This is a genomic window from Chryseobacterium amylolyticum (genome assembly GCF_051011775.1).
Taxonomy (GTDB): Bacteria; Bacteroidota; Bacteroidia; order Flavobacteriales; family Weeksellaceae; genus Chryseobacterium.
Window position 1 is genome coordinate 54,998 of the sequence record NZ_JBPCHX010000001.1, and the last position, 26,032, is coordinate 81,029.

Genomic DNA, 26,032 nt, shown 5'->3' on the forward strand with positions numbered 1-26,032 from the left:
TTTTTTTTATTTAAAATTTATATTATCGTTCGCTGTTGATCTTCTCATATATTTGATCTACCGGTGTTTGTGCATCAAAAAGGGCTATTGCTTCTTTTGCTCTTTTTGCCGTATTGGAATTCGGATATTTTGTGATAATCCTGTTAAATTCCGCTCTGTTTTCATCGTACAGTTTTCCGGTTCCTTTATCCAAATCTCTTTCGAAGGCAGGTGTATTATCCATTCCTAAAAGATAATCAGACAAATACATTTTATACCCCTGTTTTACATCCTTTACAAGCTTACTTCCAGGGTATTTATTCATAAAATTCTCCCAGAATATCAATCTGTCTCCCAGCTGTTCCCAGGAAATCATCAGTCCTGCGTCCGCGGCATAATTGGATTCACTTTCTTTGTCATTCTGTAAAATATAGGCTTCATAATCCGGAGTTACCTTATTCTTAAACAAAGAAGAATAATATCCCGGAACAGTCCATATTTCAGTCATTCCTTCTCCTACTTCCCTGAATTCAAGACCTGCTTTTTTCAGTTCTGAAGCTATATTTTTAATATTGTCCGGAAAGTTGTACCGATCCTTATCAGGATCATAATAATTTACATATTTATCCAAAATATCAGCATGCAAGTTCATCAGACATTCTGTATACTTATCTCTTATTTTTAAATAATCTTCATATACTCTGTCATTCTGTTCCGGATTATTTCCGGCCATTTCTTTTTCGATTTTTGCCCGGTACCATTGAAGTGAGGTGATATAATCCTCCGTTTTGCTGGCAGGTGAACAGGCTGTATCTATCGGTTTGTACTGATCTTCTTGGGGTTCAGCTCGGGCAATTGAATCGTTATTCTGCTTTATTCCTGCAGCTGCAGTTTCCTTTTTACAGGAAACTACGGCTGCAGAGAGTAAGCAAACTGCTATTATTTTTTTGACCATCTGCTGCTTCGGGAAATTAATCCAGTTTCAAATCTGTTTTAACGGCTCCGATTTTAGCTTCCAATGATTTTAATTTATCTCTGAAATCTGCTTCTGAAGTGATAGAATCTTTTACAGAAACATAAAACTTGATTTTGGGTTCTGTTCCTGATGGTCTCACGCATACTTTTGTTCCATCCTGTGTGTAATAGATCAATACATTGGATGCAGGAATATCATTCATTATTTTTTTCTCGTTTGTAGAAACGGTAAGGCTTGTCTGCTCCTTGAAATCCTTAACTTCCTCTACCGGTGATCCTGCTAACTCTTTAGGAGGATTTTCACGGAAGTTTTTCATCATATTCTGAATTTCTTCGGCACCTTCTTTTCCTTTTCTAACAATATTGATCAATCCTTCGTAATACATACCAAGATCTTCATAAATCTCGATCATGTACTGGTACATAGTTCTTCCATTGGCTTTACACCAGGCTGCAATTTCACATGCTAAAAGAATACTACCGCAGGAATCTTTGTCACGAACGAAATCTCCGGTCATAAATCCGAAACTTTCTTCACCGCCACACACAAATTTCTGTTTTCCTTCTGCTTCACGGATCATTTTTCCGATCCATTTGAATCCGGTAAGGCCTACTTTACATTCAACTCCGAATTTTTGTGCTATGTCAAAGAAAATATCCGAGGTTACAATCGTAGAACCTATAAATTCTTTTCCTGTAATTCTTTCCTGCTTTCTCCATTCATTCAGGATATAGTAAGTAAGGATGGTATTGGTTTGATTACCGTTCAAAAGCTGCATTTCGCCATCAAGGTTTCTTACTGCAATCCCTAATCGGTCTCCGTCCGGGTCTGTTCCGATCACAATGTCTGCATTGGTGATTCTTGCCAGATCCATTGCCATTTCAAGCGCTGCAGGTTCTTCCGGATTTGGAGAATCTACTGTCGGGAAATTTCCGCTTGGGATCATCTGCTCTTTAACAAGATCTACTTTTTTAAATCCTGCTTTTGAAAGGGCTTTAGGAACGGTTGTATAGGTTGTTCCGTGGATAGATGTGAAAACAATATTTAAATTTTCTTTTCCAACATCCTGATAAGTAGAGTTTTCAATACAAGCATCGATATATACATCATCCTGCTCTTCTCCGATCCACTCAATCAGATCATCATTTCCGTTGAATTTAATTTCTTCAAATTTTACAGAATATACTTCCTTGATAATCGCTTCATCATTAGGTGGAACAATCTGTGCTCCGTCATTCCAGTATACTTTGTAGCCATTGTATTCCGGCGGATTATGAGAGGCTGTCAGTACAATTCCTCCGTTACATTTTTTATCACGAACAGTGAAAGATAATTCAGGTGTCGGTCTGTGGTCTTTGAAAAGCAATACTTTAATTCCGTTTGCTGTCAAAACATCTGCCACCAGCTTCCCGAATTCTTTTGAGTTATTACGAACATCATAAGCGATGGCCACTTTAATTTCCTCTCCCTTGAACTGCTGCAGCATATAGTTCGCCAATCCTTGTGTAGCCTGGCCTAACGTATATTTATTCAAGCGGTTGGTCCCTACTCCCATTATCCCGCGCATTCCTCCTGTCCCGAATTCCAGTTCTCTGTAGAAAGAATCTTCCAGATCAGGGGAATTGCTGTCAATCAGTAATTGTACAGCATCTCTCGTTTCTTTATCGAAGGTATCACTTAACCAAAGTTTCGCTTTTTCTAGTGTATTCATATTTAATTTAGTTTGGAAGCTGGAGGCAGGAAGATGGAAGTTGTTTTTATCCAAGCTCAGCCATCAGCTTTTGATTTATTATTTTGTTTATGAAGCTGGAAGTGGGAAGCTGGAGGCAGGAAGTTACATAGTGCCTGGCTTCAAAGTTCCGCCTTTGTTTTATTTTTTCTATTTTTTATTTTTCAAACTTGGAAGAAGAGGTTTAATCTGGAATACATGAGGTATGATAAACTACATTCCTACCAGCTTCCAGCTTCTCTCTTCCCGCCAATTCTATTCTTTTACCTGATTCCTAAAAGCCACAATCTGATTCATCAAATTATAACTTTCATGATATGATTTATTAAATTCTTCTTCTGTAATATATTCTCTATTTTTTGCTTTGTATAAACATGTTACTGTTTCTGCTAAAGAGCGAATTGAGTATCCTAAAAATTTTTTAAATTCTAATTTTGACTGCAAAATACATCCCTCAGAAATATTCAGTGCAATCGAATCGGAAGCTCGTCTTATTTGTGAAGTTAAATTAAACATTTCATCTTTTGGAAATTTTTGAGACAATTTAAAAATAAACTCTCCAAATTCCATAGATTTCTGCCAAATTATTAACTTTTCAAATTTAAAACTCATATTCCTTTTAAGCTGGTAGTGGGAAGCTGGAGGCAGGAAGTTACATGGTGCCTGGCTTCAAAATTCCGGCTTTGTTTTATTTTTTCTATTTTTTATTTTTCAAACTTGGAAGAAGAGGTTTAATCTGGAATACAAGAGGTATGATAAACTACATTCCTACCAGCTTCCAGCTTCTCTCTTCCCGCCTAATCACTCTAATTTCTTATTCTCGACTTTCGTCGTCTTATCAATCTTAAACGCTCGGATCGGATCGTTATAATAGACAAATTTTGCAGTGTTCTGAATATGTCCTTTTAAAGAATCTTTTACATTTACTTCTGCATAATTCCCGTTTTTAGAATCGATATTCAGATTGGTGATCTTCCAGTAAGGAGCAATTAAACTCGCTGTATCTGATATTTTTATAACCGCTTCTTTTGTTAATCCTAAAAAATTAGCACGGCTTCTGTTCTGCATTTCCACTTCTGCCCTTCTGGTGTTTACAGATCCCATGAAGCTGGCATTGTTCTTCATAGCAAGCCTGAAATTATCGGTTTTAATCTCGCTTGAAATATTCATTTCCACAGAGTCTGAAACCGCTACTTTTTCAAGGTTATATTTTGAATAGATCGTTACATTATAAAAATCTACTCCCTTTGTCCCTCTTTTTTCTTTAATGAAAAGTGTTTTGTCTTTCACGTCCACATCCAGATTGCCGGCCACATTCGGGTAGGTTTCTATTTCTACAAAATTTTTAGGCCCTCTGGCATAAAATACACGGAATTTGCCTTCCAGATCAAGGTTTACGAATTCCGGTACATCCACATCTTTCTTTTCAATACTTCCTTTTGGAGAAACTTTTCCGCAGGAAACCAGTGCCGCCAGCATTAATGTGTATACAACTTTTTTCATATTTAATTTTAAATATTCTACATTACAATCGCAACGATTTTTACTGAAAATCTCAGAAAAGCTTTTCCTGTCTCTCACCGGACCTTCAATAATTACTCCGAACAAAAATAGGATTAAAATTTCTAAAAATCTTTGTCTTTTGACAATAAAATACCTGATAATTTTCAATTTTCTGCTTCTCAGGAAGAGACTTATTTGTTATTCTCCTTCACTTTTTTATAAAACCATGTTTTGGGACTTCCAGCCATTGAAAATAAAAGCAGATGATCTTTGTTTATGCAGGAAATTTTCATTGGAGTTACCTTTTCATCATCATTATACCTCATTTCCAAAAGATTCTTTTCTACATGATAAGTTCCACTGTCACCCATAGAACTGAAGGTATGATCTCGATAAAAAGAGAGAACTCCTGTTCCGTACCTGGAATTGTTTGTCTGGGATTTCAATGTATCTGTCTGATTGATCTCACCATCATAAATATCAATAAACTCCCAGGAACCGGAAAGTTTGCTGGATGAACATGAAGCCATTAATAATAAAAGAAAATAAAAAAGAATGGATTTGGTTTTAAACATTAAGGTAAAAGTTTTTATAAAAATACAAAAAGCACTCTGCTGACAGAGTGCTTTTTCGTTATATTCTATTCCTAAATCTGTAAGAATTGATGATCTATTAAAGCTTTTCTATGGTTAACCATTTTCAACAGAAGCACCATAAATGATTAAAGTCAAAAGGATGGCAACAATCGCGACCCCAATAATTAAGGGTTTCCATATCGCTTTTTGAGGGTATTTTTCTTCGTCCGGAAAATACTTTGGCATAAAATAATAGGAGAGCAAACTTCCCCCTCCAAGGCCGCAAATATAAGCAAGTGAACTTTTAGGCTCTTCCGGAATATTGACAATAATTCCTGTGATAATCGTTAAGAGAACAGAAATTGCCAGTACGGTGTATGCTTCTTTCTTTTTGTTAACCTCTATTAAATTCTGGTATAACAAAACTCCCCCGAAAAGTGCGGAAAGAAAAATAGAAAATCCTAAAATGGCTTTCTTAGAATAAATTTTCGGCAGCTTTTCTTCCATTATATCACTTCATCAATATTATAATTCTTGTGCTCACGGTTGGTTCGGATAATCATTTCTCCTAAGAATCCTGCGATAAAAAGCAGCGTTCCCATAATCATCATTGTTAGGGCAATATAGAACCATGGATTATTGGTGATTAAATGTCCGTAAATTCCTCTGGCGACATCAATCAGTTTAGAAATTCCCAGCCAAAGTGCAGAAAGAAAACCGACAATAAACATTAAAGTTCCTACTGCTCCGAAGAAATGCATTGGCCTTCCCCCGAAACGGCTTACAAACCAAAGGGTTATCAAATCCAGAAATCCTCTGATAAATCTTTCCGTTCCGAATTTCGAAGTTCCGTAAGGTCTTGCCTGATGCTGTACTTCTTTTTCCGTAATTCTTCTGAATCCTGCATTGGCAGCCAATACCGGAATATAGCGGTGCATATCTCCATATACATCAACCGATTTTACCACCTGTCTTTTATAGGCCTTCAGACCGCAATTGAAATCGTGAAGATAAACTCCTGATACTTTTCTTGCTGCAGCGTTGAATAGTTTTGACGGAATATTTTTCGTCATCACATTATCAAAACGCTTCTTTTTCCAACCGGAAACGATATCATAATTATCATGGATCACCATATTATACAGCTCCGGAATTTCTTCAGGGAAATCCTGTAAATCGGCATCCATGGTAATCACCACATCTCCGTTTGTTCTTTCAAAGGCAGCGTGAAGCGCCTGGGATTTTCCATAATTTCTGGAAAATTTAATAGCGTGGATCTGAGGATGCTGTACTTTCATATTCTCAATAATGCTCCACGACAAATCCGTACTTCCATCGTCTACAAACCAGATTTCATAAGATAAATTACTGGTTGTGCATACTTTATCGATTCTTGAAAAAAGCTCTTCCAGAGAGTCTTCTTCGTTCAGTAACGGAATAACTATAGATAAATTCATTTAATTTTAATAAAAATTAGGCTTGATTTGTTTCTTCAGGCTGATGTATTGTTCTTGTTCTGAAAAACGCTCCGAAAAACACTGACAAAACTACGTAAAATATAAGAATTGCTGCAAAATATCCTGAAAAATGACTCGCTGTCAGCATATCTTTTCCTTTAACTGCTTCAGGAGTGAAGCTTTGTAGTCTTTCTTTGTATTTCTGATCCAGCTCATCAATATCTTTCTGATGCTTCAGAATTTTTCTTGCAGAGGTATATTCTGTATCCAGTTCTGATTTTTGTCTTTGAACATATTGATAGTTCAGCAGGCTTTTGGCAGCAGGATCTACAAAGTTTAAGAAAGCATAAATGCTGAAGATGGAAAGAATTCCTCCGATGAACATCGGTACGAATGCTCTTTTGAAAGCTTCTTTGAATTTTACCACACGATGCTTGTTCCAGTAAGATTTTACAGACCAGAAAGCAGCTCCGGCATACAAAACAGGCAAAATAAAAGCATTGGCTTTCAGTGAGATATCAAAATAATTAATTCCTGAGAAAAAAGCATATACTACAAAGAAAACGATCATTGTAGCGATAAAAAGTATAATTCCTAGTGTTGATGGACTTTTCGTCATATTTAAATTTTTAGAAAAAAGTTGAAAAATTTTCCCTCTAAATGTCAGGCAATTAGCTTTACCACTGCATTTTTTCAACTAATTTTCTCTAATAAAGTTTTGAAGTTTATAAAATATTCCTACCTTTGCAACGGCAAGTCCTAAACAACCAGCTCCTGAGAATCCTCCAGGGTGGGAACGCAGCAAAGGTAATCGGTCGTAGCGGTGTGATTTAGGTAGCTTGCCATTTTTTTTTGATTTAAAGTAAGAAGAGAGGTAATTTGATAATTATCTTTTTTTGTTTTTAATACCTTACGCATCATTTTCATTTTTCTAATTTTCAGATTACCTCCGGTTCCGTTATTGATTAAAATTCGAACGTCTCTCCTAATTTTGGTAAAACCAGTTCTACATTTTTATCAGCAAAATGCTTTAATGCACTTTCATGATTGATTTCAATAGCAGGAAAAGTATCAAAATGGCATCCGATTACTTTCGGTGTTTTTAAAAGCTCTGCTGCTGCAAAAGAAGCTTTTCTCGGGCACATGGTGTAGTGGCTTCCGATGGGAAGGATAGAAAGATCGATGTTTCCGTATAATCTCGGGAACAGCTCCATATCCGCCATTACTCCTGTATCACCAGCCAAATAGATGTTCTTACCTTCAGGAAGTCTGAAGATATACCCTACAGGAACGCCTCCGTAGCTTCCGTCCGGGAAAGAGCTTGTATGGTGGGCCGGAACCATGGAAATTTTAAGATCGTCGATTTTTGCTGATCCTCCAAGGTTCACATCATCTGTATTTTTAGCCTGCTTGAAATATCCGCATACTTCCGGAACTCCGATAATCGTAGCTTCAGGATAGTACTGCAATACTTCTGCTACATCAGCAATGTGGTCACCGTGTGCATGAGTCAACAGGATGTAGTCGATTTTTTGCGCAGAAATATCAAAGCCTGATTCTGCTTTTTTGTAGTTGTAAAAAGGGTCACTCAGAATTGTTTTGTCCTTGTATGTGAACAGGAAACAATTTTGCCCTAAGAATTGTATTTTCATTTTAAATTTAGTTTCAATTATTATTAAATATTATTAAACACAAATGACTCAAATAATTTCACAAACAGCACAATAGATCGGTGACGTTCGTGAAAGCATTCGTGCCATCCGTATTTTCTTTAATCTAATTATTTCGATGGGAACTTATCCTCAATCAGATTGAGTTTTATTCTATGCTCCAGATAGGCTTTACAACCGTCTAATACCGTTGTAAAACCTCCTGTATTGTCATTAATCACTTTCAGCAGCTCTTCACCTGTCTGGCTGAATCCATAGCTTTTAATGATAACAAGAGTTCCTTTTTCCATGGTTTTGAATTCATAGTCTACATTTACTGAAGGCTCTCCCCATTCTGTTCTGATCAGTTGGTTCGGAATAATCTGGTGAACCTTCACTACATTTTTTACTCCATACATTTCCCATTCCCAGGTAACGGTCTTACCTTCTTCCAGTCTTCCGGTAGATTTGGTAAACCAGAAATTAGTGGTCACTTCCGGATTGATGAATGCTTCAAAAACATCTTCAACCGGTTTTCGGATAAGCATTTGAGCGTCAACATATGCATTAGAATTCATGATATAATATTTTGGATTTTAGTGAAATAAATTAAGTCCGGCTGCTGTAAGGACTGCCATTACAAAAGTCATGATCCCTACCTGCTTTAAATATTGATCTAATTCTTTCGGCTCTTTTACAGATAAAATCTTTCTTCTCAGTTTTGATAACGGGAATAACAGGATCATTACAATGAAAACATAATAGTTCTGCTCCTGCATGAATCCGTTTATTCCTAAAAACGTAAGAATAAGCAATAATGGAAGCTGTAACAGCACCATTTCATAGATCATGGCATTTTTGAATCCTATTTTCAAAGCAAAGCTGTTTTTTCCTGATAATCTGTCGCTTTCAATATCTCTCATATTGTTCAGGTTAAGAACCGCCATACTCATCATTCCAACGGCTGTTCCCGGTAATAACATATCCCAGCTGAAAGTTTTTGTAAACAGGAAATAGCTTCCACACACAGAAACCAATCCAAAGAAGACAAACACAAAGATATCTCCCAACCCCATGTATCCGTAAGGCTTTTTACCTACTGTATAGCCGATGGCTGCCAGAATACTTGCCACTCCCAATCCTATGAAGATATAGAATTCATTCATATAGTTTGGAATGAAAGCTACGTACAGTAAAGCAATGGTTGCAATGAATGATAATGCTGCGAAAAGAATCACTGCATTTTTCATTTGTTTTGCCGTAATTTTCCCTGAGGCTACCGCTCTTGCTTCTGCTTCATTGATTCTTTTGGCATCGGTTCCTTTTACCCCGTCACCATAATCATTGGCATAGTTTGATAAAATCTGGTATAAAAGCGTTACCAAAAGGGCAAGGGCAAAAATCTTCCAGTCCCAGGTTCCTCCTTCTCCGTAAAGTCTCCATTTTGCAATGAAAGCTCCCATAATAATCCCGCTTAAAGAAAGCGGTAAAGTTCTTAGCCTTGCGGCTTTTATCCAATCCTTCATAATTTGTATAGTGTACAATGCATGATGTACAATGTAAATACATTAATGAATGTCATTAATACATTTTACATTGTACTTTTTACAATTTTAAGATATCCATTGATCTTCTCCGAAATTAGGCTTTCTCTTTTCAAGGAATGCATTTCTTCCTTCTTTAGCCTCTTCTGTCATATAAGCCAGACGGGTAGCTTCTCCGGCGAACACCTGCTGCCCTACCATACCGTCGTCTGTAAGATTCATCGCAAATTTCAGCATTCTGATAGAAGTCGGAGATTTTGCCAATATTTCCTGCGCCCACTCGTAAGCTGTATCTTCTAATTCTGCATGAGGAACTACCTTATTTACCATTCCCATTTCGAAAGCTTCCTGAGCGGAATAATTTCTTCCTAAAAAGAAAATTTCACGGGCTTTTTTCTGTCCTACCATTTTAGCAAGATAAGCAGAGCCGTAACCACCATCGAAACTTGTAACATCAGCATCTGTTTGTTTGAAAATAGCATGTTCTTCACTTGCCAACGTAAGATCACATACTACATGAAGTGAGTGTCCTCCACCAACTGCCCATCCCGGAACCACTGCAATAACTACTTTTGGCATAAAACGGATCAGACGCTGAACTTCAAGGATATTCAAACGGTGTCTTCCATCTTCTCCTACATATCCCTGGTGTCCTCTGGCTTTCTGATCTCCTCCGCTGCAAAATGCCCATCCTCCGTCTTTAGGACTTGGCCCTTCTCCTGAAAGCAATACAACCCCTATTGAAGGATCTTCATAGGCATCATAAAAAGCATCGTATAATTCCGAAGTTGTTTTAGGTCTGAAAGCATTACGTACCTCAGGTCTGTTGAAAGCAATTCTTGCTACCCCGTTACATTTTTTATAGGTAATATCTTCGTATTCCTTGGCGGTTTTCCACTCGATCATCTTATAAAAATTTTTCTCAAAGATACGGAATTACAGAGAATTTCTGAAGGTGAAATTTAAGGTTCATCTCTAAAAAACAGAAATTTTGAATGCATAAATTGGGTATGGAGAATTTTAAACAGAAACCCTATAGCCGGGTGGTAACAAATTAAACCTAACAGGTTTTTGAAACCTGTTAGGTTTATAGATTTTAATTCAAAATTATAACAGATTTAAAGCTCCTATAGAACCTCAGTCACCACTTTCTGTTTAAAATAAAAAACCGAAACATTTCTGTTCCGGTTTTTATATCTGTTGTTATCAAAATGACTATTTTGCTCCAGCTGCTGTAAGTTCAGCTTCTTTAGCTTTCATTTCTTTAACTTTATCCATGTTTTTAGTTACTACATAAATTTCTTTTAATGCAGAAACCGCATCAAGACTTTTTGGATTGGCTTTATACCATCCTTCAGCATATGGTAATGCTTTTGCAAATCTTTCTCTTCTTGCATCGATCAGTTTAGAAGCTTCATCCGGCTTGTCTTTTCTCAATGCATTGATTTCACCTACTACTTTAGCATCATCACCGATAGTAGTGTATACTAAGTTCTGATATGCATCAGAAAAGTCAGGTTTAAGCTCAACTGCTTTTTTGAACGCTTCTAAAGCATCGTTAACTGTAGCTGGGTTTTTAGCCTGCATTACTCCAAGGTTGTACCAGTTTGTAGCATCGTTAGGGTTTTTAGCTAACTGCTCTTTCAATCCTGAAACGAATTTGTCTGTATTTCCTGACTGAAGGTATGCTGTAGTCTGAGCTTCTTTAAGCTTTGCATTATTAGGAAACTTTGCCAATCCTTTTTCGATAACAGCAAGAGCTTCCGGTTTTTTTGCATTAAGAAGTAATGAAGCAAGGGTCTCATATAAATCCGGTTCTATACTTTTTGTCTGTTCTGTTTTGAAATCAGTATAGTCTGAATTTTTCTTCATTAGCTCCCATGTCGCTTTATCAAGATTTACAACCTGTCCTGTTTTCTTTTCTTTTGCAGTGTAAGTAGTTTCTACTCCTGTAAATCCGGAATTAACAAGATCTGTATATATTTTGATAGACTGGTCACTGTTATTGGCTAACGCGTGGCTTAATCCGGCATAATACATGTATATTTTGTTGTCCTGTCCGTTAGCTTTCAATAAGTCATAAACTTCAATAAACTTAGGGGCTGCAGCTGCATAATTTTTTGCATTGTATGCATCCATAGCGGCCTTGTTGGTTTCCTGAAGCTGAGCGTTCAGAGCATTGGCATCTTTTTTCTGCCCAAAAGCAAAAGCAGACGCTACGATAGCCATTCCTAAAATTAGTTTCTTCATAATAACTATTTTATATTAATTGTACAATTTATTCTTCAGAATCAGAATTCTCATTTTCCTCTGCTGAATCTTCATTTTCAGCCTGAGATACTGTATTGTCTTCCTGGTTATCAAATAGCGATCCTACAACTCCTTCTTCTGTTTCTTCAAGTTCTTCAGAATCTTCCTCTACATCTTTATCCATTTCTACTTTTGCAATGGCTGCAATTTCGTCATTTTTCTTAAGGTTGATCAGTTTCACTCCCTGAGTATTTCTACCCATTACCCTCATCTCATCCATTCCCATTCTGATGGCAACACCGGATTTGTTGATAATCATCAATCCATCTTCGTCTGTTACGTTTTGAATAGCAATCAGATTACCTGTTTTTTCGGTAATGTTCAGGGTAATAACTCCTTTTCCTCCTCTGTTGGTAATTCTGTAGTCCTCTACTGCAGTTCTTTTACCGTATCCTTTTTCAGATACCACAAGTACTGTTTCGTTCTCTACATCGTTCACAACAATCATACCAATAGCTTCATCACCGTCTTCAAGCAAGATTCCTCTTACCCCAATAGATCCTCTACCTACTTCTCTTACCTTCTCTTCAGGGAAACGGATACATTTACCATTTTTGGTAGCGATCATGATCTGAGAATTTCCGTTTGTCAGGTAAGCTCCCAATAGCTGGTCATTATCTCTGATCTCAATAGCATTCACCCCATTTACTCTCGGTCTTGAATAGGCTTCCAATGATGTTTTCTTAATGGTTCCGTTTTTGGTTACCATTACAACGCTCATTTGATTTACATATTCGGAATCTTTAAGGTTGTTGGTTCTGATATAGGCTTTGATCTTATCATCCGGTTCAATGTTGATAAGGTTTTGTACTGCTCTTCCTTTTGCTGTTTTGGAGCCTTCCGGAATTTCAAATACTCTTAACCAGTAACATCTTCCTTTTTCTGTAAAGAACAGCATATACTGGTGGTTGGTTGCAGAAACGATATATTCAAGGAAGTCGGAATCCCTTGTTGTTGCTGCTTTATTACCTACACCTCCTCTGCTTTGGATTTTATATTCTGAAAGTGAAGTTCTCTTGATGTATCCTGCGTGAGAAATAGTAAGAACTACAGATTCGTTCGGGATAATATCTTCGATAGACATTTCTCCTCCTGAGTAATCTATTTCAGTTCTTCTTTCGTCTCCGTATTTTTCTTTAATCTCAAGCAATTCTTCTTTGATGATCTGGAATCTTCTTGGCTCGTTCGCTAAGATGTCTTCCAAATTCGCGATTTCTTTCATGATCGCATCGTATTCATCACGGATCTTATCAAGCTCCATCCCTGTAAGACGGGCTAATCTAAGATCAAGGATCGCCTGCGCCTGAATATCAGAAAGTTCAAAAGCTTCAATCAAGCCTTCTTTTGCAGCCTGAGGGTTCGCACTGTGACGGATAATAGAAATAGCTCTGTCTAAAGCATCCTGAGTGCCAATCACTTTCATGAAGCCCTCAAGGATATGTGCTCTTTCTTTTGCTTTTTTAAGCTCAAACTGAGTTCTTCTTACAATTACCTCATGTCTGTGCTCTACAAAGTGGTGAATGATATCTTTAAGGTTCAGCTGCTCCGGTCTTCCGTGTACCAATGCAATATTATTTACACTGAAAGAAGTCTGAAGTGCTGTATATTTATATAATAGGTTAAGGACAACATTCGGAATGGCATCGTTTTTCAATTCGTAAACAATACGAAGTCCTTTTCTGTCCGATTCGTCTCTGATCTCATGGATACCAGGGATTTTTTCATCCTTAACAAGCTCTGCTGTTCTGGCAATCATTTCAGCTTTGTTCACCTGATAAGGAATTTCAGTAACGATAATAGCGTTCCTGTTTCCGATTTCATCAAAGTTAACTTTAGCTCTTAAAACCACTCTGCCTCTTCCTGTATGGAAAGCATCCCTTACACCGTCGTAACCATAAATAATACCTCCTGTAGGGAAATCCGGAGCAATGATATGCTGCATTAATTCATCGATCGTAATTTCTTTGTTATCGATATAAGCGCAGATTGCATCTACAGATTCTGATAAGTTGTGCGGTGCCATATTGGTTGCCATCCCTACTGCAATACCTGAAGTACCGTTTACTAAAAGGTTCGGAATTTTTGTCGGCATCACTGTCGGCTCCTGTAAGCTGTCGTCAAAGTTATTCTGAAAATCAACCGTTTCTTTGTCCAGGTCTGAAAGAACCTCATCAGAGATTTTTTTCAGTCTTGCCTCAGTATAACGCATTGCTGCAGGAGGGTCACCATCCATAGAACCGAAGTTACCCTGCCCGTCTACCTGAGGATAACGTAAGCTCCAGTCCTGAGCCATTCTTACCATAGCATCATATACAGAGGAATCTCCGTGCGGGTGGTATTTACCCAAAACATCCCCAACAATTCTCGCAGATTTTAAATATTTTCTATTAGAAAACACCCCTAGTCCATACATACCATAAAGTACTCTTCTGTGAACGGGTTTCAAGCCGTCTCTTACATCCGGTAGCGCTCTCGAAACGATAACCGACATCGAATAATCGATATAAGACGACTTCATTTCATCAACAATGTTGATAGGAATCAGTCTTTCTCCTTCTTTTTGCATAAACAAATTTTATTGTAATGATATTCAGACCCTTAGCTGCAAGTCTGAAAATTATTTATTTCCAATTTTTATTAACGGGCTAATTTACGAAAAAAATGCCGATTTTTGCTGTAGAATTTATCCAAAAAATCTTAAAAATTCATAAAAATATGAGCGTATTAAGTATAACTTTCCACTGCACAAAAGACAGACTAGAAGAATGGGAAAATTATATTGATGAAACACTGGTTTTAATGACTGAAAACCTGATGGATGTAAGCAAGTATATTCTTTCTGAAGTGCACAGCGACTTCATTGAGGAAGGAAAAAATTATAATCTTCTGTTAATTTTTGATAATAACGATCTTCGTGAAGATTTTATTAAAAGTGAGCTTTTGAATATTTCTGAAAGGATTGAGAAAAAGTTCGGGCAGGAAGTGATGGTTTTTAATACTTTCCTTAATCCGAAAAAAACAAGATTATAATGATCATAAAAAAGCACTGAAAAAATTCAGTGCTTTCTTTTTTATCTGTGATGTCCGTGACCGCGTCCTCTGTGATGATGACCACGGTCTTCATAAATATAAACTTTCTTTACCTGACCCGGTGCATAATATCTTGCACTTCCTCCGTAATACCTTTTAGCGTGGCCTGGCGGAATTCTTCTCCCATGCGGCTCATGCACTATACAAGAGGACAGCATTAAAAGGACTGCGCCTACCCCAACAATCTTAAACATACTTTTCATTATTTTCACTTTTTCAATTTCGATAGCGAAATATATCAATGATGATGCCAAAAAATATTTAAATCAACGTTGCGCAGATAAAAATTAACTGTTAATCTTTTATTCCTGATTAGTGACCATATCTTTTTTTCACCTGTCCCGGAGCATAATCTTTTGCGCTTCCACCAAATACTTTTTTAGCCTGTCCCGGCGGAATCGTTTTAACGCGACGGCCGTTGTCATGAACTATACATGATGACATCATAAACATCACGATAAGAACTCCTGTAATCTTAAACAAATTTTTCATTATTTCTATTTTCTCAACTTGATGTAATATAACAATGGTAATGCCAAAAATTCAAGTCCAGGGTTTAAAGATGCAATATGAAAGTGTCTTATGGTCAATGGTCAATTTTTGCTTCGCAAGTCAATAGTGAATTTTGTTATGGAGATTAGCGCTTATCAAAAATCATCAATTATAATTCTAAATGATTTCACTTCTTTTTTCCATCAGAATAACGTCTTTCCACTCTCCGTTGAGCTTACCGATTTTTCTTCGGACACCTACCATTCTGAAACCGTTTTTCTGATGAAATTTAATAGAAGTTTCATTTTCGGAGAAAATATTGGTCTGTAATGTCCAGAATCCATGATCTTCGCTATCTAAAATCAGTTTTTTAAGCAATACGGAACCCAATCCCTTTCCCTGGTATCCGTTATCAAAATAAATGCTTACTTCTGCAACTCCTTTATAACATTCTCTTTTACTGACCGGTTTTAAGGCACACCATCCCACAACTTCGTTATTTTCATTTTCCAATACCCAGCGGCAATCGTTAAAATATCCCATGCTCCAGGCTTCAGCAGTTGGGACTTCTGTTTCAAAAGTGGAAATTCCACCGTCTATTCCCTGGCGGAAAATTTCCAGGACCCTGGCTTCATCAGTGGGAAGCATTTCTCTTAATTCGTAATTCATCGTTTTAGTGATATTTTCTTTTGATTTTTCTTTTAATCCTTGAATAATGGGTCTGCTTGCTTTTTTCATCCTGAGAAACGACACTGATATTCCCGTCTACTTCCAGTACAGACAGCTTTACATCATCTATATTTTCAATTCCATGTTCCCTTATTGCCTCTTCAAGTTCGCTTTCTGTAATTTTTACGCGGTTCAGAGCTGCCTGGTCTGCTATTCCGTCCCTGATAAGAACAACCGGCTCATCTTCCATAAAGGTCTGAAAGGAACGGCTGGAAAACATAAGTCTTTTTAAAATAAAATTGGCAAGAAACAAAACGAGTGCTGCAACAATACCCCCCTGCAAAGAAGTATCCGGCCCTACCATCGCATTCTGAACAGCATTTGAAATCAGCAGTAAGAGTACTACATCACCTGCATTGAGCTGCGAAAGCTGGTTTTTACCAAATAAACGGATGGCAATTACCATGAAAAGGTAAACGCAGAGGGAACGGACAACAACGTTAAGAATAGGATCCACAATTTTTTTTATCTGCTCAAATGTATTGATTTTTGTGATTTGCAAAAAATAATTTATTGACGGTTGGTATAAATTTTGACATCTGGACTGTGAATTTCGATATTATAAAATACATCATGAAAAAATTATTTCTCCTTTCAGGAATCTTTCTATTATTTGCATCCTGTAAAAAAAATGAAGCACAACCAGCTTTAACCCAGGATTCAGCCATCAATGCAAAAGTAAATGAGCTTTATACTGCTTATGGAAAGTCTAATGAAGCAATTTACAATCAACCCATTCCGGAAGATTTGTTTTCCGGAAATCTGAAAAAAGTTTTGGAAGAGGCTATCAATGCTTCAAAAGCAGATATAGAGAAGGTAAAAAACAGTGATCATCCTGATGAAAAGCCTTTAATCTTTGAAGGTGCTCTTTTCTCCAGTTTATATGAAGGATTTACAGGTTATAAAATTAAATCGGTCAGAATAAACGATACCACTGCAGAAATACCGGTGGCATTTGAGTACAACCTTTCTTCACCGAAAGTAACATGGACAGATACCATACATCTGACAAATACAGGGAAAGAATGGAAGATAGATAATATTGCTTTTGATACAATAGGGAATTCCAGGGATCTTAAAGAAAGATTAACAGAATTTGTTAAAAGTACAAGACAATAGAAAAGCCGCTTATAAAAGCGGCTTTGTTTTTTACGGGCATTGAACGATTGGAACATCGCTGCAAATTACTTTATTTGCCCATTCGCAAAATGTACAGTATTTTACCGGCTCTCCTCCGTTCACTGACTTCAAATCTGATTTTGTCAGTTTCTTTAAATTTTTCATATAGTTTTAATTTTATGGTAGCCCAAAACTAAAACATATCTGTTTATTCTTTATTATAATTTAATACGATAAGATTTCATTATTCACACATTTTTGAATAATATGCAATAAATATTATCTGCTGTGAATTTCGACTGTCACGGGCATTACATAAGTATAGGCAACCATATTTTCAGTCAGTTTTTTGCGGTCTACTCTATAGTCGAGATCGCTGAGCACCGTTTCAATTTCCCTGCTTACGGTCTTGCAGTCTCCTGTAGAATGAACATTAACGATTTTCCCGTTTTTGGCAATATCAAATTTCACCACTGAGTTTACAGTTCCCTGTTTATAATCAGGATTGGTAAGGTCAAAGTTGGCTTCCAGTTTATTTCGGATATCATTAAACGTTTCACTTCTATTCAGTTGAATTTCCTGAATGGTACTATGATCTGTAGTCTGAGCTTTAGCAGTGTTTAAAACAGCAGCAAATCCGCAAACAAAAAGTGAAGCAATGCATATTTGAATTCTATTTTTCATAACTAACTGGTTTTAAATGTTATACTAACCTATCTTTGTATCTCTTAACCAAAGTTATTAAAAATAATTCATATTAATTTTACATTCAGTTAACATTGAATTAACATTAGGATTTAATTAATTGATTATCAGTAAAATAAATTTTAAAAATAAATGAAAATTTAATATTAGAGGTAGTTTTTAAGCATAAAAAAGGCTAAACCTGATAAGCTTAGCCAATTATTATCTCAATTTTTAATTTAAAAGTTGATCAATATTCTGAAATAAATTATTTAGATTCTTTGGAATGACAAAAATGCTGCATAATTTTTTAAATCTTTACTCCAGTTCTCTCTTCAAAAACTTCCCTGTCAGGCTTTTCTTAGACTTCACAATTTCTTCAGGAGTCCCCTGCGCAACGATCTGTCCGCCATGCTTTCCTCCTTCCGGACCAACATCAATAATATGGTCAGCTAATTTGATCACATCCATATTATGCTCAATAATAATGAATGAGTTTCCGAGTTCTACCAGTTGATTGATGGCATCCATCAGGATTTTCACATCTTCAAAATGCAATCCTGTTGTTGGTTCATCAAGGATATAAAGGGTATTTCCGGTTTGTCTTTTCGCCAGTTCGGTTGCTAACTTGATACGCTGTGCTTCACCTCCTGAAAGGGTTGTTGACTGCTGTCCAAGCGTAATATATCCTAATCCCACATCCTGCAATGTTTTCACTTTTGAAAAAATCTTTGGAATCGGCTGAAAGAAATCTACCGCTTCATCAATCGTCATATCCAATACATCAGAAATTGATTTTCCTTTGTAACGGACTTCCAGGGTTTCTCTGTTGAAACGTTTTCCGTTACATGTTTCACAATGAACATACACGTCCGGAAGGAAATTCATTTCGATCACCTTCAATCCCCCACCCTGACAGGTTTCGCATCTTCCGCCTTTTACGTTGAAAGAGAATCTTCCCGGCTTATATCCGCGGATTTTACTTTCCGGCAGCTCTGCAAAAAGGTTTCTGATATCTGTAAACATCCCGGTATAGGTAGCAGGGTTTGAACGTGGTGTTCTTCCAATTGGTGTCTGATCTACGTCTACAATTTTATCGATATTCTCTAAGCCTTCAATTTTTTTGTAAGGTAACGGCTCCTGAACCGCTCTGTAGAAATGCTTGTTAAGGATTGGATATAATGTTCCGTTGATCAAAGAAGATTTCCCACTTCCTGAAATTCCGGTTACAACAACCAGTTTTCCAAGAGGAATATCCAGGGTTACATTTTTAAGGTTGTTTCCTGTAGCTCCTTTTAATACAATATTTTTACCGCTTCCTGCTCTTCTTTCTGCAGGAATTTCAATCTTTCTTTTACCATTGATATATTGAGCCGTGATGGTATCTGCTTTCACCAGATCTTTCGGTTTCCCCTGCCAAAGGATCTCCCCACCGAATTTCCCGGCTTTTGGACCAATATCCAGCACCTCATCAGCTTCCAGGATCATGTCCTTATCATGCTCTACCACCAGTACAGAATTTCCGATATCTCTGAGGTTTTTCAGGGAGTTTATCAGTCTTTCATTATCTCTCTGGTGAAGTCCGATACTTGGTTCATCAAGGATATATAAAACATTCACCAACTGAGATCCGATCTGTGTTGCCAGACGGATTCTCTGCGATTCTCCTCCCGAAAGGGTTTTTGAGCTTCTGCTCAGACTTAAATAATCCAAACCGACATCCAGCAGAAACTGAAGCCTGGTTTCAATTTCTTTTAAGATCTCATGAGCGATGATTTTATTTTTTTCTGAGAATTTATCTTTAACATCAGCCAGCCAGTCTTTTAAATCCGCTAAGCTTAAAGCATTGACTTCAGCAATATTTTTTCCATCAATTTTAAAACTTAAACTTGAAGGCTGAAGACGGGTGCCATCACATTCCGGGCAGGTTTCTTCTGTGGTAAAATGTCTTTCCAATAAAACAGCTTCGTACGAGTCTCTATCATCAATAATCTCCTCCATGAAAGCAATCAGACCATCAAAACCTATTTTTATTTTTTTGGTAATTCCTGCGTATTTCAGGTCTTTATTGAACTCTTTGTGACATCCGTTGTAGATATAATCCAGTGCTTCTTCCGGAATATCTTTTAAAGGTGTTGTTAATCCTAATCCGAAAATCTCAAGGATATTTTTAATCTGTGACAGTATCCATTTGTTAGATTTGATATCTTCCAATGGCAATAATCCTCCCTGATTGATGGATAGTTTTGGATTATCTACGAAATAATCTGTATTGATCTTTTTGATGGTCCCTAACCCTTTGCAGTTCGGGCAGCTTCCTTTCGGTGAGTTGAATGAGAAGGTATTCGGTTCAGGCAGTGCCAGAGAATGTCCGGTTTCTGCATCCATCAGGTTTTTGGAAAAGTACTCAATATCTGTACTTCCCAGCTTCTGGATTCCGATAATTCCTTCTCCCATTTCCATTGCAGTACGCAATGATTTTTCCATTCTGCTTTCGGAAGCATTTTCCCCGATGATCCAACGGTCAATGACAATATCAATATCGTGGGTTTTATAACGGTCAAGTTTTAAATCATATTCAATATCCTGCAGCTCACCGTCAATTCTTGCCTGCCCGTATCCTTTTTTGGCCATCTGTACAAAAAGTTCATGATAATGCCCTTTTCTGGAACGCACCACTGGTGCCAAAAGCATGATCTTCTCTTTTTTATAGTTTTCTTTGATGGTTTCAAGAATCTGCTCTTCGGTATAACTCACCAACTTCTGTCCTGTAGACAGAGAGTAAGCATCCGAAACCCTTGCATACAGCAGACGCAGAAAATCGTACAGCTCGGTAACCGTTCCTACGGTAGAACGCGGGTTTTTATTGGTTGTTTTCTGCTCAATGGCAATAACCGGAGAAAGTCCTTCAATTTTATCTACATCAGGACGCTCCAATCCGCCCAGAAACTGGCGTGCATAAGCAGAAAATGTTTCGATATAACGACGCTGGCCTTCGGCAAAAATGGTATCAAAAGCCAATGATGATTTTCCACTTCCGGAAAGGCCGGTAATCACGACTAATTCGTTGCGTGGAATTTTTACATTAATATTTTTAAGATTGTGTTCACGTGCCCCGTAAACTTCTATATATTCTGTTGATTTACTCATAATTTGGGGTGATTTTGCCTGAAAATCACAACGTGCAAAAATACGAAATTTTATAGACTTTTTTTGAATATAAAAGGGATAAAAGTTTCATAAAAAATTCTTAGGTTTTGTTAACAGACCGGAACTTATACTCTTACATTTTCCTGATTTGATTTCATATGTTTTAGATATTATGTTTTGGCTAAAGCCGATTGAAAATTTTATTGAATAAAAAACGGGCTAAAGCCCGTTCCTATTGATATCATTCAAAAAATGCCGTATTAACTAATGACGGCATTTATATTTTAAACTGGTTAATTTCCTTAAAAATTACATATCCTGGAAATCAACATCTTCATTGGTAATCCTTACGATGTATTCGATTCCGTCGATGGCCTTGGAAATAATCTGGTTTCTGATAATATTGGCCATATTTTCCCAATAGGCTCTTCCATAGAAGGAATAATTCTGAGGAACAATCTCTACCTCAACGGTTCTTACGAAGCCTTCTTTCGGCTTATTGCTGATCATTGTCCCCCTTCTTACCCTTACTTCTTTTACCTCATCTTTCAGAATCATACGGCAGTAGTTTTTAACATCTTCCAAAGAAATAATTTTATCTCTGGTTGTCAGCGCGTATTTATAAGCCTGGATACTGTCAGTACCTTTCTGCTCTTCAGCTCCACCTAATGTTTCTGTAAGCAGTACAACCGTTTGAGACTTTAGCTGGTTAGAAAGTTCAGTTCCCGGACGCATATGATTGGCCAGGGTACAGTGTGTTACCCAGAAAGAGGCATAAGTATGATCTGTTTTTTCTACGGGCTCCATAATCACGTAGTTCAATTCCTGTCTGATATTCCTTTTGGCATTGTTTACTTTCTGCACCATGGATTTCATTTTATCGGACATTTCGCTGAGAACTCCTTTTACATTATCTCTGTTCAAAAGGGAAAATGCGGCAATTTCGTCCCTTGTCAGTTCAAGAACATTGGCAATCATATCAACGGCATTTCTGCTGGTAAAACGTTCCATGCCTCCTTTTCTTACGGTATATAAACCTTTTTTAAGATCATCAGCCGGAGTGAAAGGGATTTCAGTATATTTTCTTCCGTCACCGTCCTGTACTTCATCCACATACAGGAAGTGCTCCCCTTCATCTGTTACCAAAGGAATATTATTTCCCATGATATCAAGGCTGTATTCTGTTTTTTTCCAGCCTCTGTTGTATATGGGGAAAGCATTCAGAACAAAGGAAAAATTGTCAAGGATTTCTGCTGAAAATTGTGGTGGAAACTCAAAAGTAAGCCACAGGTAACGTTTATTATCCAGGAACTTAGTGATTTCTTCTTTTCCTGCCAGGAAATCAAGGTTCTGCGGAAGCTCCCCCGGTTCTGAAAAAAGGCTTTGGGAGATTCCCGTTACTTCAATAAACTTATGGCGGTAAATGCTTTTAATATCTTCAATGACCTTATTTCTGATGGATTGTTCTTTGAACATCTGTTCGTAACCATCCGAATGACTTTCTGTAAGATAACTTAATCCTTCCCTTACAAACAATGGATTACCGTTACTTGACACAGTGATGTAAGGCAATAATTTATATACAAAATCAAGATGCTCAAAAGCCGGATTGGAGCAGAAAATGCTCAGGTATTTGGGAAAGTTTTCACTTACATATTTGCTTACATCTACTCCTATTGTGATTTTTCTGTAATCTTCCGGCCTGCCCTGAAATCTTGCAACAGGAATTTTATTGAACCGGTCATCAATACTGTAACAGGTATTTCCTACAAACATGACAGACGTATGAACTTTATTGATCCTTACATTTCCTACAGGAGTAAAAGGAATGTTCAGCTGCTTGTCTGATTCTGATTTTACAGTGGACGTCATCTGTTTGCGGAAAAAGAATTCTGTATGTTCCAGTAAAATTTCAGAAGACTCATAAGGCTGTGTAAAAGCCACAGAATGAGCCGGGATAGGATGGGTGTAGATGGATGGTGTAAGCAGTTTTGCCAGCTTTTCCAATATACGGGCATTTACCGTCTGTATTTCATTATTCGCCTTGAAAACTTCTGTACTGAATGCATCTATCAGCAGTTTTACAAAAGGATCTAAAGACTGCGGACTTTTCAATCCCCATACTTTAGTTGCATTCTGCAGCATTCTTGCTTTTACAGATTCTTTGGAATAAATATTCTGATCTAAATTCATAATTTTCTTTCGCTGTTAAAAATATTAATCAATAGACATTGGACTCAGAAACAGTTCTGTTGAAAAACTGAAACGTTCTCCTGTTTCCTCCATTTTTGCATTGATGGCAATTCTTACTTTCTTTTTAATTTCGGTGTGTTCTTTAGTATCGTAGCTGTGCTCTACAAACTGTATATGAGCATCAATCTGCGGGTTTACGATTCTTGGTTCATATTCCTGAATCTGTCTTCTTAGGCTTTTGATAAAAACGCTTTCCCAGATGGCACTTGTAACTCCATTATCGAATTCAAGGTTCCAGACATCATTTCCATAGTTTTCATCGTATCTGTTCTCTCCTTTTTTGGTAGTGATCAGCAGCATAATATTGTGGGCAATACTTTCCCCCATATCGCAGGTATCGATACTTCCGCCTTCGGTCATTAAAGTAGACGGTACGAAAGGCATTCTGTAATTTGGTGTATCCATAACTTATTGTTTTTACTTCATGGTCCTGTTTAAAAACGAAATACCAAAATACGCATTTTCGGCAAATAATGGCTACAATACTTTAAAATATTATTGAAAAATAAGGCCTTCAACCTGAATTGAAAGCCCTGAATATTCTATATCCCTTTTCTTCTGTATCGTATTTTACTGATCTGCCTTTTTACGGTTGATAAAATAATACACCGGAAGCCCGAGTAATACCAGTATAAAGCCAGGCCATGTATATTGCTGTTTGTAAATCAGCAATAAGATACAAAAACAGGTTCCTACCAGAAGGTAAATAACAGGCGTTACCGGATAAAGCCATGTCTTATAAGGTCTTTCCAGATCCGGCTGTTTCATTCTTAAATAGATAACTCCAAAAACCGTAATCATATAGAAAAGAACGATTACGAAAGAGATCATATCCAGCAAATTTCCATACTGCCCGCTCAGACACAGGATAGAAGCCCAGACTCCCTGCATCCATAAAGCATTTTCAGGAACTTCATTTTTATTGTTTTGTACTGCTGATTTAAAGAACATACCGTCTTTTGCCATCGTCTGGAAAACTCTGGCTCCTGCCAGAATGAGTCCGTTGTTGCATCCAAATGTGGAAATCATCACCAATAAAGCGATAATAATAGTTCCCGCACTTCCGAATATATTCTGAGAGGCTGCTACTGCTACCCTGTCATTGGCTGCAAACGCAATATTATCTCTGTCAAGCGCATTGAGATAGACATAATTTACTGCGATATAAAGAATCATTACAGCAGAAGTACCGTAAATCATGGACTTTACCACATTCTTTTTAGGATTTTCAATTTCACCGGAAACGAATGTTACACTTTCCCAGGCAACAGAGCTGAAAACGGAACCTACCATTGCTGCGGCAATTCCCCCAAGAAGAGTCATTCCTCCGATTGGTTCCCAGCCTTCTTTCAGGAAATTGCCACTCAGATCTTTTTTAAGGTTATTAAAGGAATCTGTTCCCCAGCTGAAGTTTTCTGATAAATGAGAGATGTCTACCAATATAAAACCGGCAGCAATTAAGCCTAATAATGCAATAATTTTGGAGCCTGTAAAGATATTCTGAAGTATTTTACCACTTTCTACTCCCCTGGTATTAATGTAGGTAAGCAGCAAAATCACACCAATCGCCAGAATCTGGATCCATGTGATTTTAAATTCACCACCTTGAAAAATCGGGGCAGCATCATTCAATGACGGAACTAAATAAGCGGTAAATTTTCCAAAAGCCATTGCCACTGCAGCAATAGTTCCGGTCTGTATTACCGTAAACAGTCCCCATCCGTAAAGGAATCCCATTTTTTTTCCGAAAATCTCTTTCAGATAAGTATATTGCCCTCCGGCCTTCGGAAAGAGTGCAGAAAGTTCTCCGTAGCTTATAGCTGCTGCCACAGTCATCACTCCTGTAATGACCCATACTATTATCAGCCAAAAACCTGATCCCAGGTTCCGCATCATATCAGCACTTACGATAAAAATTCCGCTTCCGATCATCGATCCCATCACCAGCATGATGGCATCCCATAGTTTCAGTTTTTTCTGCATAGTCAAGTATAGGGATCAAATATAATCAAATCTGCCGTTGATTTTCAAATTTGTTGAAAATTCCTTAAAACAACTGCCTTTTGTTATTCTTTATTCCGTTATGATTCAATTTTAATTAGTATTTTTGGAAAAAATATTAGACATGAAATTCAAAGCAATATTATTTGGTGCAGCATTAACAGCTTCGTCATTAGCATTTGCCCAATCCGGTCCTCCGGAAGGAAAGGCTTTGGTAGGTGATACTTATGGAAATCAGGTAAGTTCATCCGCTGAATCCAAAGCGATCACAGCAGATAAATTGAATAAAAAGCTTAAAAAAGACAATAAAAAAGTTGAGAATGTTGCTGTTAAAGGAAAGGTAACTGATGTCTGCGACAAAAAAGGCTGCTGGCTTACTATTCAGACGGAAGACAATTCCAAGTTTTTTGTAAAAATGAAAGATTATGCGTTCTTTGTACCTACAGCTTTAAAGGGAAAAAATGTAGTACTGGAAGGAAATGCAGAAAGAAAAGTAACTTCTGTGAATGAACAGAAACATTATGCGGAAGACGCTAAAAAGCCTCAGTCTGAAATTGATGCTATCACTCAGCCAAAAGAGGAAATCAGGTTTGTAGCTAACGGAATTAAAGTGGTTAACTAACCTTTAGAGGAATCACATTCTAAAATTAAGTTTTGGCTAAAGCCCATTCCTATCGAATAACATTATAAATTGAGTGGACAGCCATTTGAATTTTGGAAATTAGTTATAAAAAGTTTCGGCAGCCCTTCAGGGCTGCCGAAACTTTTATAAGAAGATTATTTAAAGTCTTT

The 26,032-nt window shown here is 37.2% G+C and carries 27 protein-coding genes and 1 other RNA gene; 4 read left to right on the plus strand and 24 right to left on the minus strand.

The window, feature by feature from the left end; translation table 11 throughout:
* Nucleotides 1-22 precede the first annotated feature (22 nt).
* The 8 genes from ACR1PO_RS00265 to ACR1PO_RS00300 form a co-directional block, all read right to left on the minus strand.
* On the minus strand, nt 23-934 hold the full coding sequence (locus ACR1PO_RS00265) for a hypothetical protein (RefSeq protein WP_433985419.1): 912 nt from the start codon (nt 932-934) through the stop codon (nt 23-25).
* Nucleotides 935-950: 16 nt separating this feature from the next.
* Complete coding sequence (locus ACR1PO_RS00270; protein WP_433985420.1) at nt 951-2,666, minus strand: phospho-sugar mutase; 1,716 nt, start codon at nt 2,664-2,666, stop codon at nt 951-953.
* A 273-nt stretch (nt 2,667-2,939) separates the two neighbouring features.
* On the minus strand, nt 2,940-3,296 hold the full coding sequence (locus tag ACR1PO_RS00275) for a four helix bundle protein (protein WP_433985421.1): 357 nt from the start codon (nt 3,294-3,296) through the stop codon (nt 2,940-2,942).
* 189 nt (nt 3,297-3,485) lie between these two features.
* On the minus strand, nt 3,486-4,187 hold the full coding sequence (locus ACR1PO_RS00280; RefSeq protein ID WP_433985422.1) for a GIN domain-containing protein: 702 nt from the start codon (nt 4,185-4,187) through the stop codon (nt 3,486-3,488).
* Nucleotides 4,188-4,378: 191 nt separating this feature from the next.
* Nucleotides 4,379-4,762: a hypothetical protein gene (locus ACR1PO_RS00285; protein WP_433985423.1), complete on the minus strand. Its 384-nt coding sequence runs from the start codon at nt 4,760-4,762 to the stop codon at nt 4,379-4,381.
* A gap of 114 nt (nt 4,763-4,876) precedes the next feature.
* On the minus strand, nt 4,877-5,269 hold the full coding sequence (locus tag ACR1PO_RS00290) for a hypothetical protein (protein WP_433985424.1): 393 nt from the start codon (nt 5,267-5,269) through the stop codon (nt 4,877-4,879).
* Entirely contained in the window at nt 5,269-6,219 is a 951-nt protein-coding gene (locus tag ACR1PO_RS00295; RefSeq protein WP_433985425.1) for a glycosyltransferase family 2 protein, read from the minus strand. Before ACR1PO_RS00295 ends, ACR1PO_RS00290 begins: the two co-directional genes overlap by 1 nt.
* Before the next feature lie 16 nt (nt 6,220-6,235).
* Nucleotides 6,236-6,838, minus strand: coding sequence for a DUF4199 domain-containing protein (locus tag ACR1PO_RS00300; protein ID WP_332386644.1), 603 nt, complete (start codon nt 6,836-6,838; stop codon nt 6,236-6,238).
* 131 nt (nt 6,839-6,969) lie between these two features.
* On the opposite strand from ACR1PO_RS00300, the gene ffs reads away from it, so the two are divergent.
* Nucleotides 6,970-7,067, plus strand: an RNA gene (ffs, locus tag ACR1PO_RS00305) — signal recognition particle sRNA small type.
* Nucleotides 7,068-7,184: 117 nt separating this feature from the next.
* Here ffs and ACR1PO_RS00310 read toward each other — a convergent pair.
* From ACR1PO_RS00310 to gyrA, 6 genes are all read right to left on the minus strand, one after another.
* Entirely contained in the window at nt 7,185-7,871 is a 687-nt protein-coding gene (locus ACR1PO_RS00310) for a metal-dependent hydrolase (protein WP_433985426.1), read from the minus strand.
* Nucleotides 7,872-7,999: 128 nt separating this feature from the next.
* The gene (locus ACR1PO_RS00315) at nt 8,000-8,446 is read right to left on the minus strand and encodes an SRPBCC family protein (protein WP_433985427.1); all 447 of its coding nucleotides are present in this window, start codon (nt 8,444-8,446) and stop codon (nt 8,000-8,002) included.
* 18 nt (nt 8,447-8,464) lie between these two features.
* A complete protein-coding gene (menA, locus tag ACR1PO_RS00320) occupies nt 8,465-9,394 on the minus strand; it encodes a 1,4-dihydroxy-2-naphthoate octaprenyltransferase (protein ID WP_332386640.1) in 930 nt (309 codons plus the stop codon).
* 87 nt (nt 9,395-9,481) lie between these two features.
* Nucleotides 9,482-10,318: a 1,4-dihydroxy-2-naphthoyl-CoA synthase gene (locus ACR1PO_RS00325; RefSeq protein ID WP_002979196.1), complete on the minus strand. Its 837-nt coding sequence runs from the start codon at nt 10,316-10,318 to the stop codon at nt 9,482-9,484.
* Between the two features lie 309 nt (nt 10,319-10,627).
* Complete coding sequence (locus tag ACR1PO_RS00330) at nt 10,628-11,662, minus strand: tetratricopeptide repeat protein (RefSeq protein ID WP_433985428.1); 1,035 nt, start codon at nt 11,660-11,662, stop codon at nt 10,628-10,630.
* Between the two features lie 28 nt (nt 11,663-11,690).
* Nucleotides 11,691-14,288 (minus strand): DNA gyrase subunit A, encoded by a 2,598-nt coding sequence (gyrA, locus tag ACR1PO_RS00335; protein ID WP_433985429.1) that lies wholly within the window; start codon nt 14,286-14,288, stop codon nt 11,691-11,693.
* Nucleotides 14,289-14,437: 149 nt separating this feature from the next.
* Between gyrA and ACR1PO_RS00340 the strand changes: the two genes are divergently transcribed.
* The gene (locus tag ACR1PO_RS00340) at nt 14,438-14,752 is read left to right on the plus strand and encodes a DUF4286 family protein (protein WP_041461755.1); all 315 of its coding nucleotides are present in this window, start codon (nt 14,438-14,440) and stop codon (nt 14,750-14,752) included.
* Between the two features lie 41 nt (nt 14,753-14,793).
* On the opposite strand, the gene ACR1PO_RS00345 is transcribed toward ACR1PO_RS00340, so the two are convergent.
* From ACR1PO_RS00345 to ACR1PO_RS00360, 4 genes are all read right to left on the minus strand, one after another.
* A complete protein-coding gene (locus ACR1PO_RS00345) occupies nt 14,794-15,006 on the minus strand; it encodes a hypothetical protein (RefSeq protein WP_433985430.1) in 213 nt (70 codons plus the stop codon).
* A gap of 118 nt (nt 15,007-15,124) precedes the next feature.
* Nucleotides 15,125-15,265 carry a quinol oxidase subunit 4 gene (locus ACR1PO_RS00350; RefSeq protein WP_433986067.1) on the minus strand — a complete coding sequence of 47 codons (141 nt, stop codon included), beginning with the start codon at nt 15,263-15,265 and terminating at the stop codon, nt 15,125-15,127.
* Between the two features lie 216 nt (nt 15,266-15,481).
* On the minus strand, nt 15,482-15,973 hold the full coding sequence (locus ACR1PO_RS00355) for a GNAT family N-acetyltransferase (RefSeq protein ID WP_433985431.1): 492 nt from the start codon (nt 15,971-15,973) through the stop codon (nt 15,482-15,484).
* A gap of 4 nt (nt 15,974-15,977) precedes the next feature.
* Nucleotides 15,978-16,490 (minus strand): DUF421 domain-containing protein, encoded by a 513-nt coding sequence (locus tag ACR1PO_RS00360; RefSeq protein WP_433986068.1) that lies wholly within the window; start codon nt 16,488-16,490, stop codon nt 15,978-15,980.
* A 116-nt stretch (nt 16,491-16,606) separates the two neighbouring features.
* Between ACR1PO_RS00360 and ACR1PO_RS00365 the strand changes: the two genes are divergently transcribed.
* Entirely contained in the window at nt 16,607-17,152 is a 546-nt protein-coding gene (locus ACR1PO_RS00365) for a hypothetical protein (RefSeq protein ID WP_433985432.1), read from the plus strand.
* Between the two features lie 30 nt (nt 17,153-17,182).
* Here ACR1PO_RS00365 and ACR1PO_RS00370 read toward each other — a convergent pair whose 3' ends face one another.
* The 6 genes from ACR1PO_RS00370 to ACR1PO_RS00395 form a co-directional block, all read right to left on the minus strand.
* Nucleotides 17,183-17,317 (minus strand): bacteriocin-like protein, encoded by a 135-nt coding sequence (locus ACR1PO_RS00370; protein WP_002979182.1) that lies wholly within the window; start codon nt 17,315-17,317, stop codon nt 17,183-17,185.
* A gap of 114 nt (nt 17,318-17,431) precedes the next feature.
* Nucleotides 17,432-17,836, minus strand: coding sequence for a hypothetical protein (locus tag ACR1PO_RS00375; protein WP_332386631.1), 405 nt, complete (start codon nt 17,834-17,836; stop codon nt 17,432-17,434).
* A gap of 318 nt (nt 17,837-18,154) precedes the next feature.
* The gene (gene uvrA, locus ACR1PO_RS00380; RefSeq protein ID WP_433985433.1) at nt 18,155-20,986 is read right to left on the minus strand and encodes an excinuclease ABC subunit UvrA; all 2,832 of its coding nucleotides are present in this window, start codon (nt 20,984-20,986) and stop codon (nt 18,155-18,157) included.
* A 309-nt stretch (nt 20,987-21,295) separates the two neighbouring features.
* Nucleotides 21,296-23,179, minus strand: a complete 1,884-nt coding sequence (locus ACR1PO_RS00385; RefSeq protein ID WP_433985434.1) for a type VI secretion system baseplate subunit TssF — start codon at nt 23,177-23,179, stop codon at nt 21,296-21,298.
* Nucleotides 23,180-23,203: 24 nt separating this feature from the next.
* Complete coding sequence (locus tag ACR1PO_RS00390; protein WP_002979175.1) at nt 23,204-23,644, minus strand: GPW/gp25 family protein; 441 nt, start codon at nt 23,642-23,644, stop codon at nt 23,204-23,206.
* A gap of 165 nt (nt 23,645-23,809) precedes the next feature.
* Nucleotides 23,810-25,222 (minus strand): APC family permease, encoded by a 1,413-nt coding sequence (locus ACR1PO_RS00395; RefSeq protein WP_433985435.1) that lies wholly within the window; start codon nt 25,220-25,222, stop codon nt 23,810-23,812.
* A gap of 142 nt (nt 25,223-25,364) precedes the next feature.
* Here ACR1PO_RS00395 and ACR1PO_RS00400 point away from each other — a divergent pair, with 142 nt between their 5' ends.
* A complete protein-coding gene (locus ACR1PO_RS00400; RefSeq protein ID WP_433985436.1) occupies nt 25,365-25,862 on the plus strand; it encodes a DUF4920 domain-containing protein in 498 nt (165 codons plus the stop codon).
* Nucleotides 25,863-26,032 lie beyond the last annotated feature (170 nt).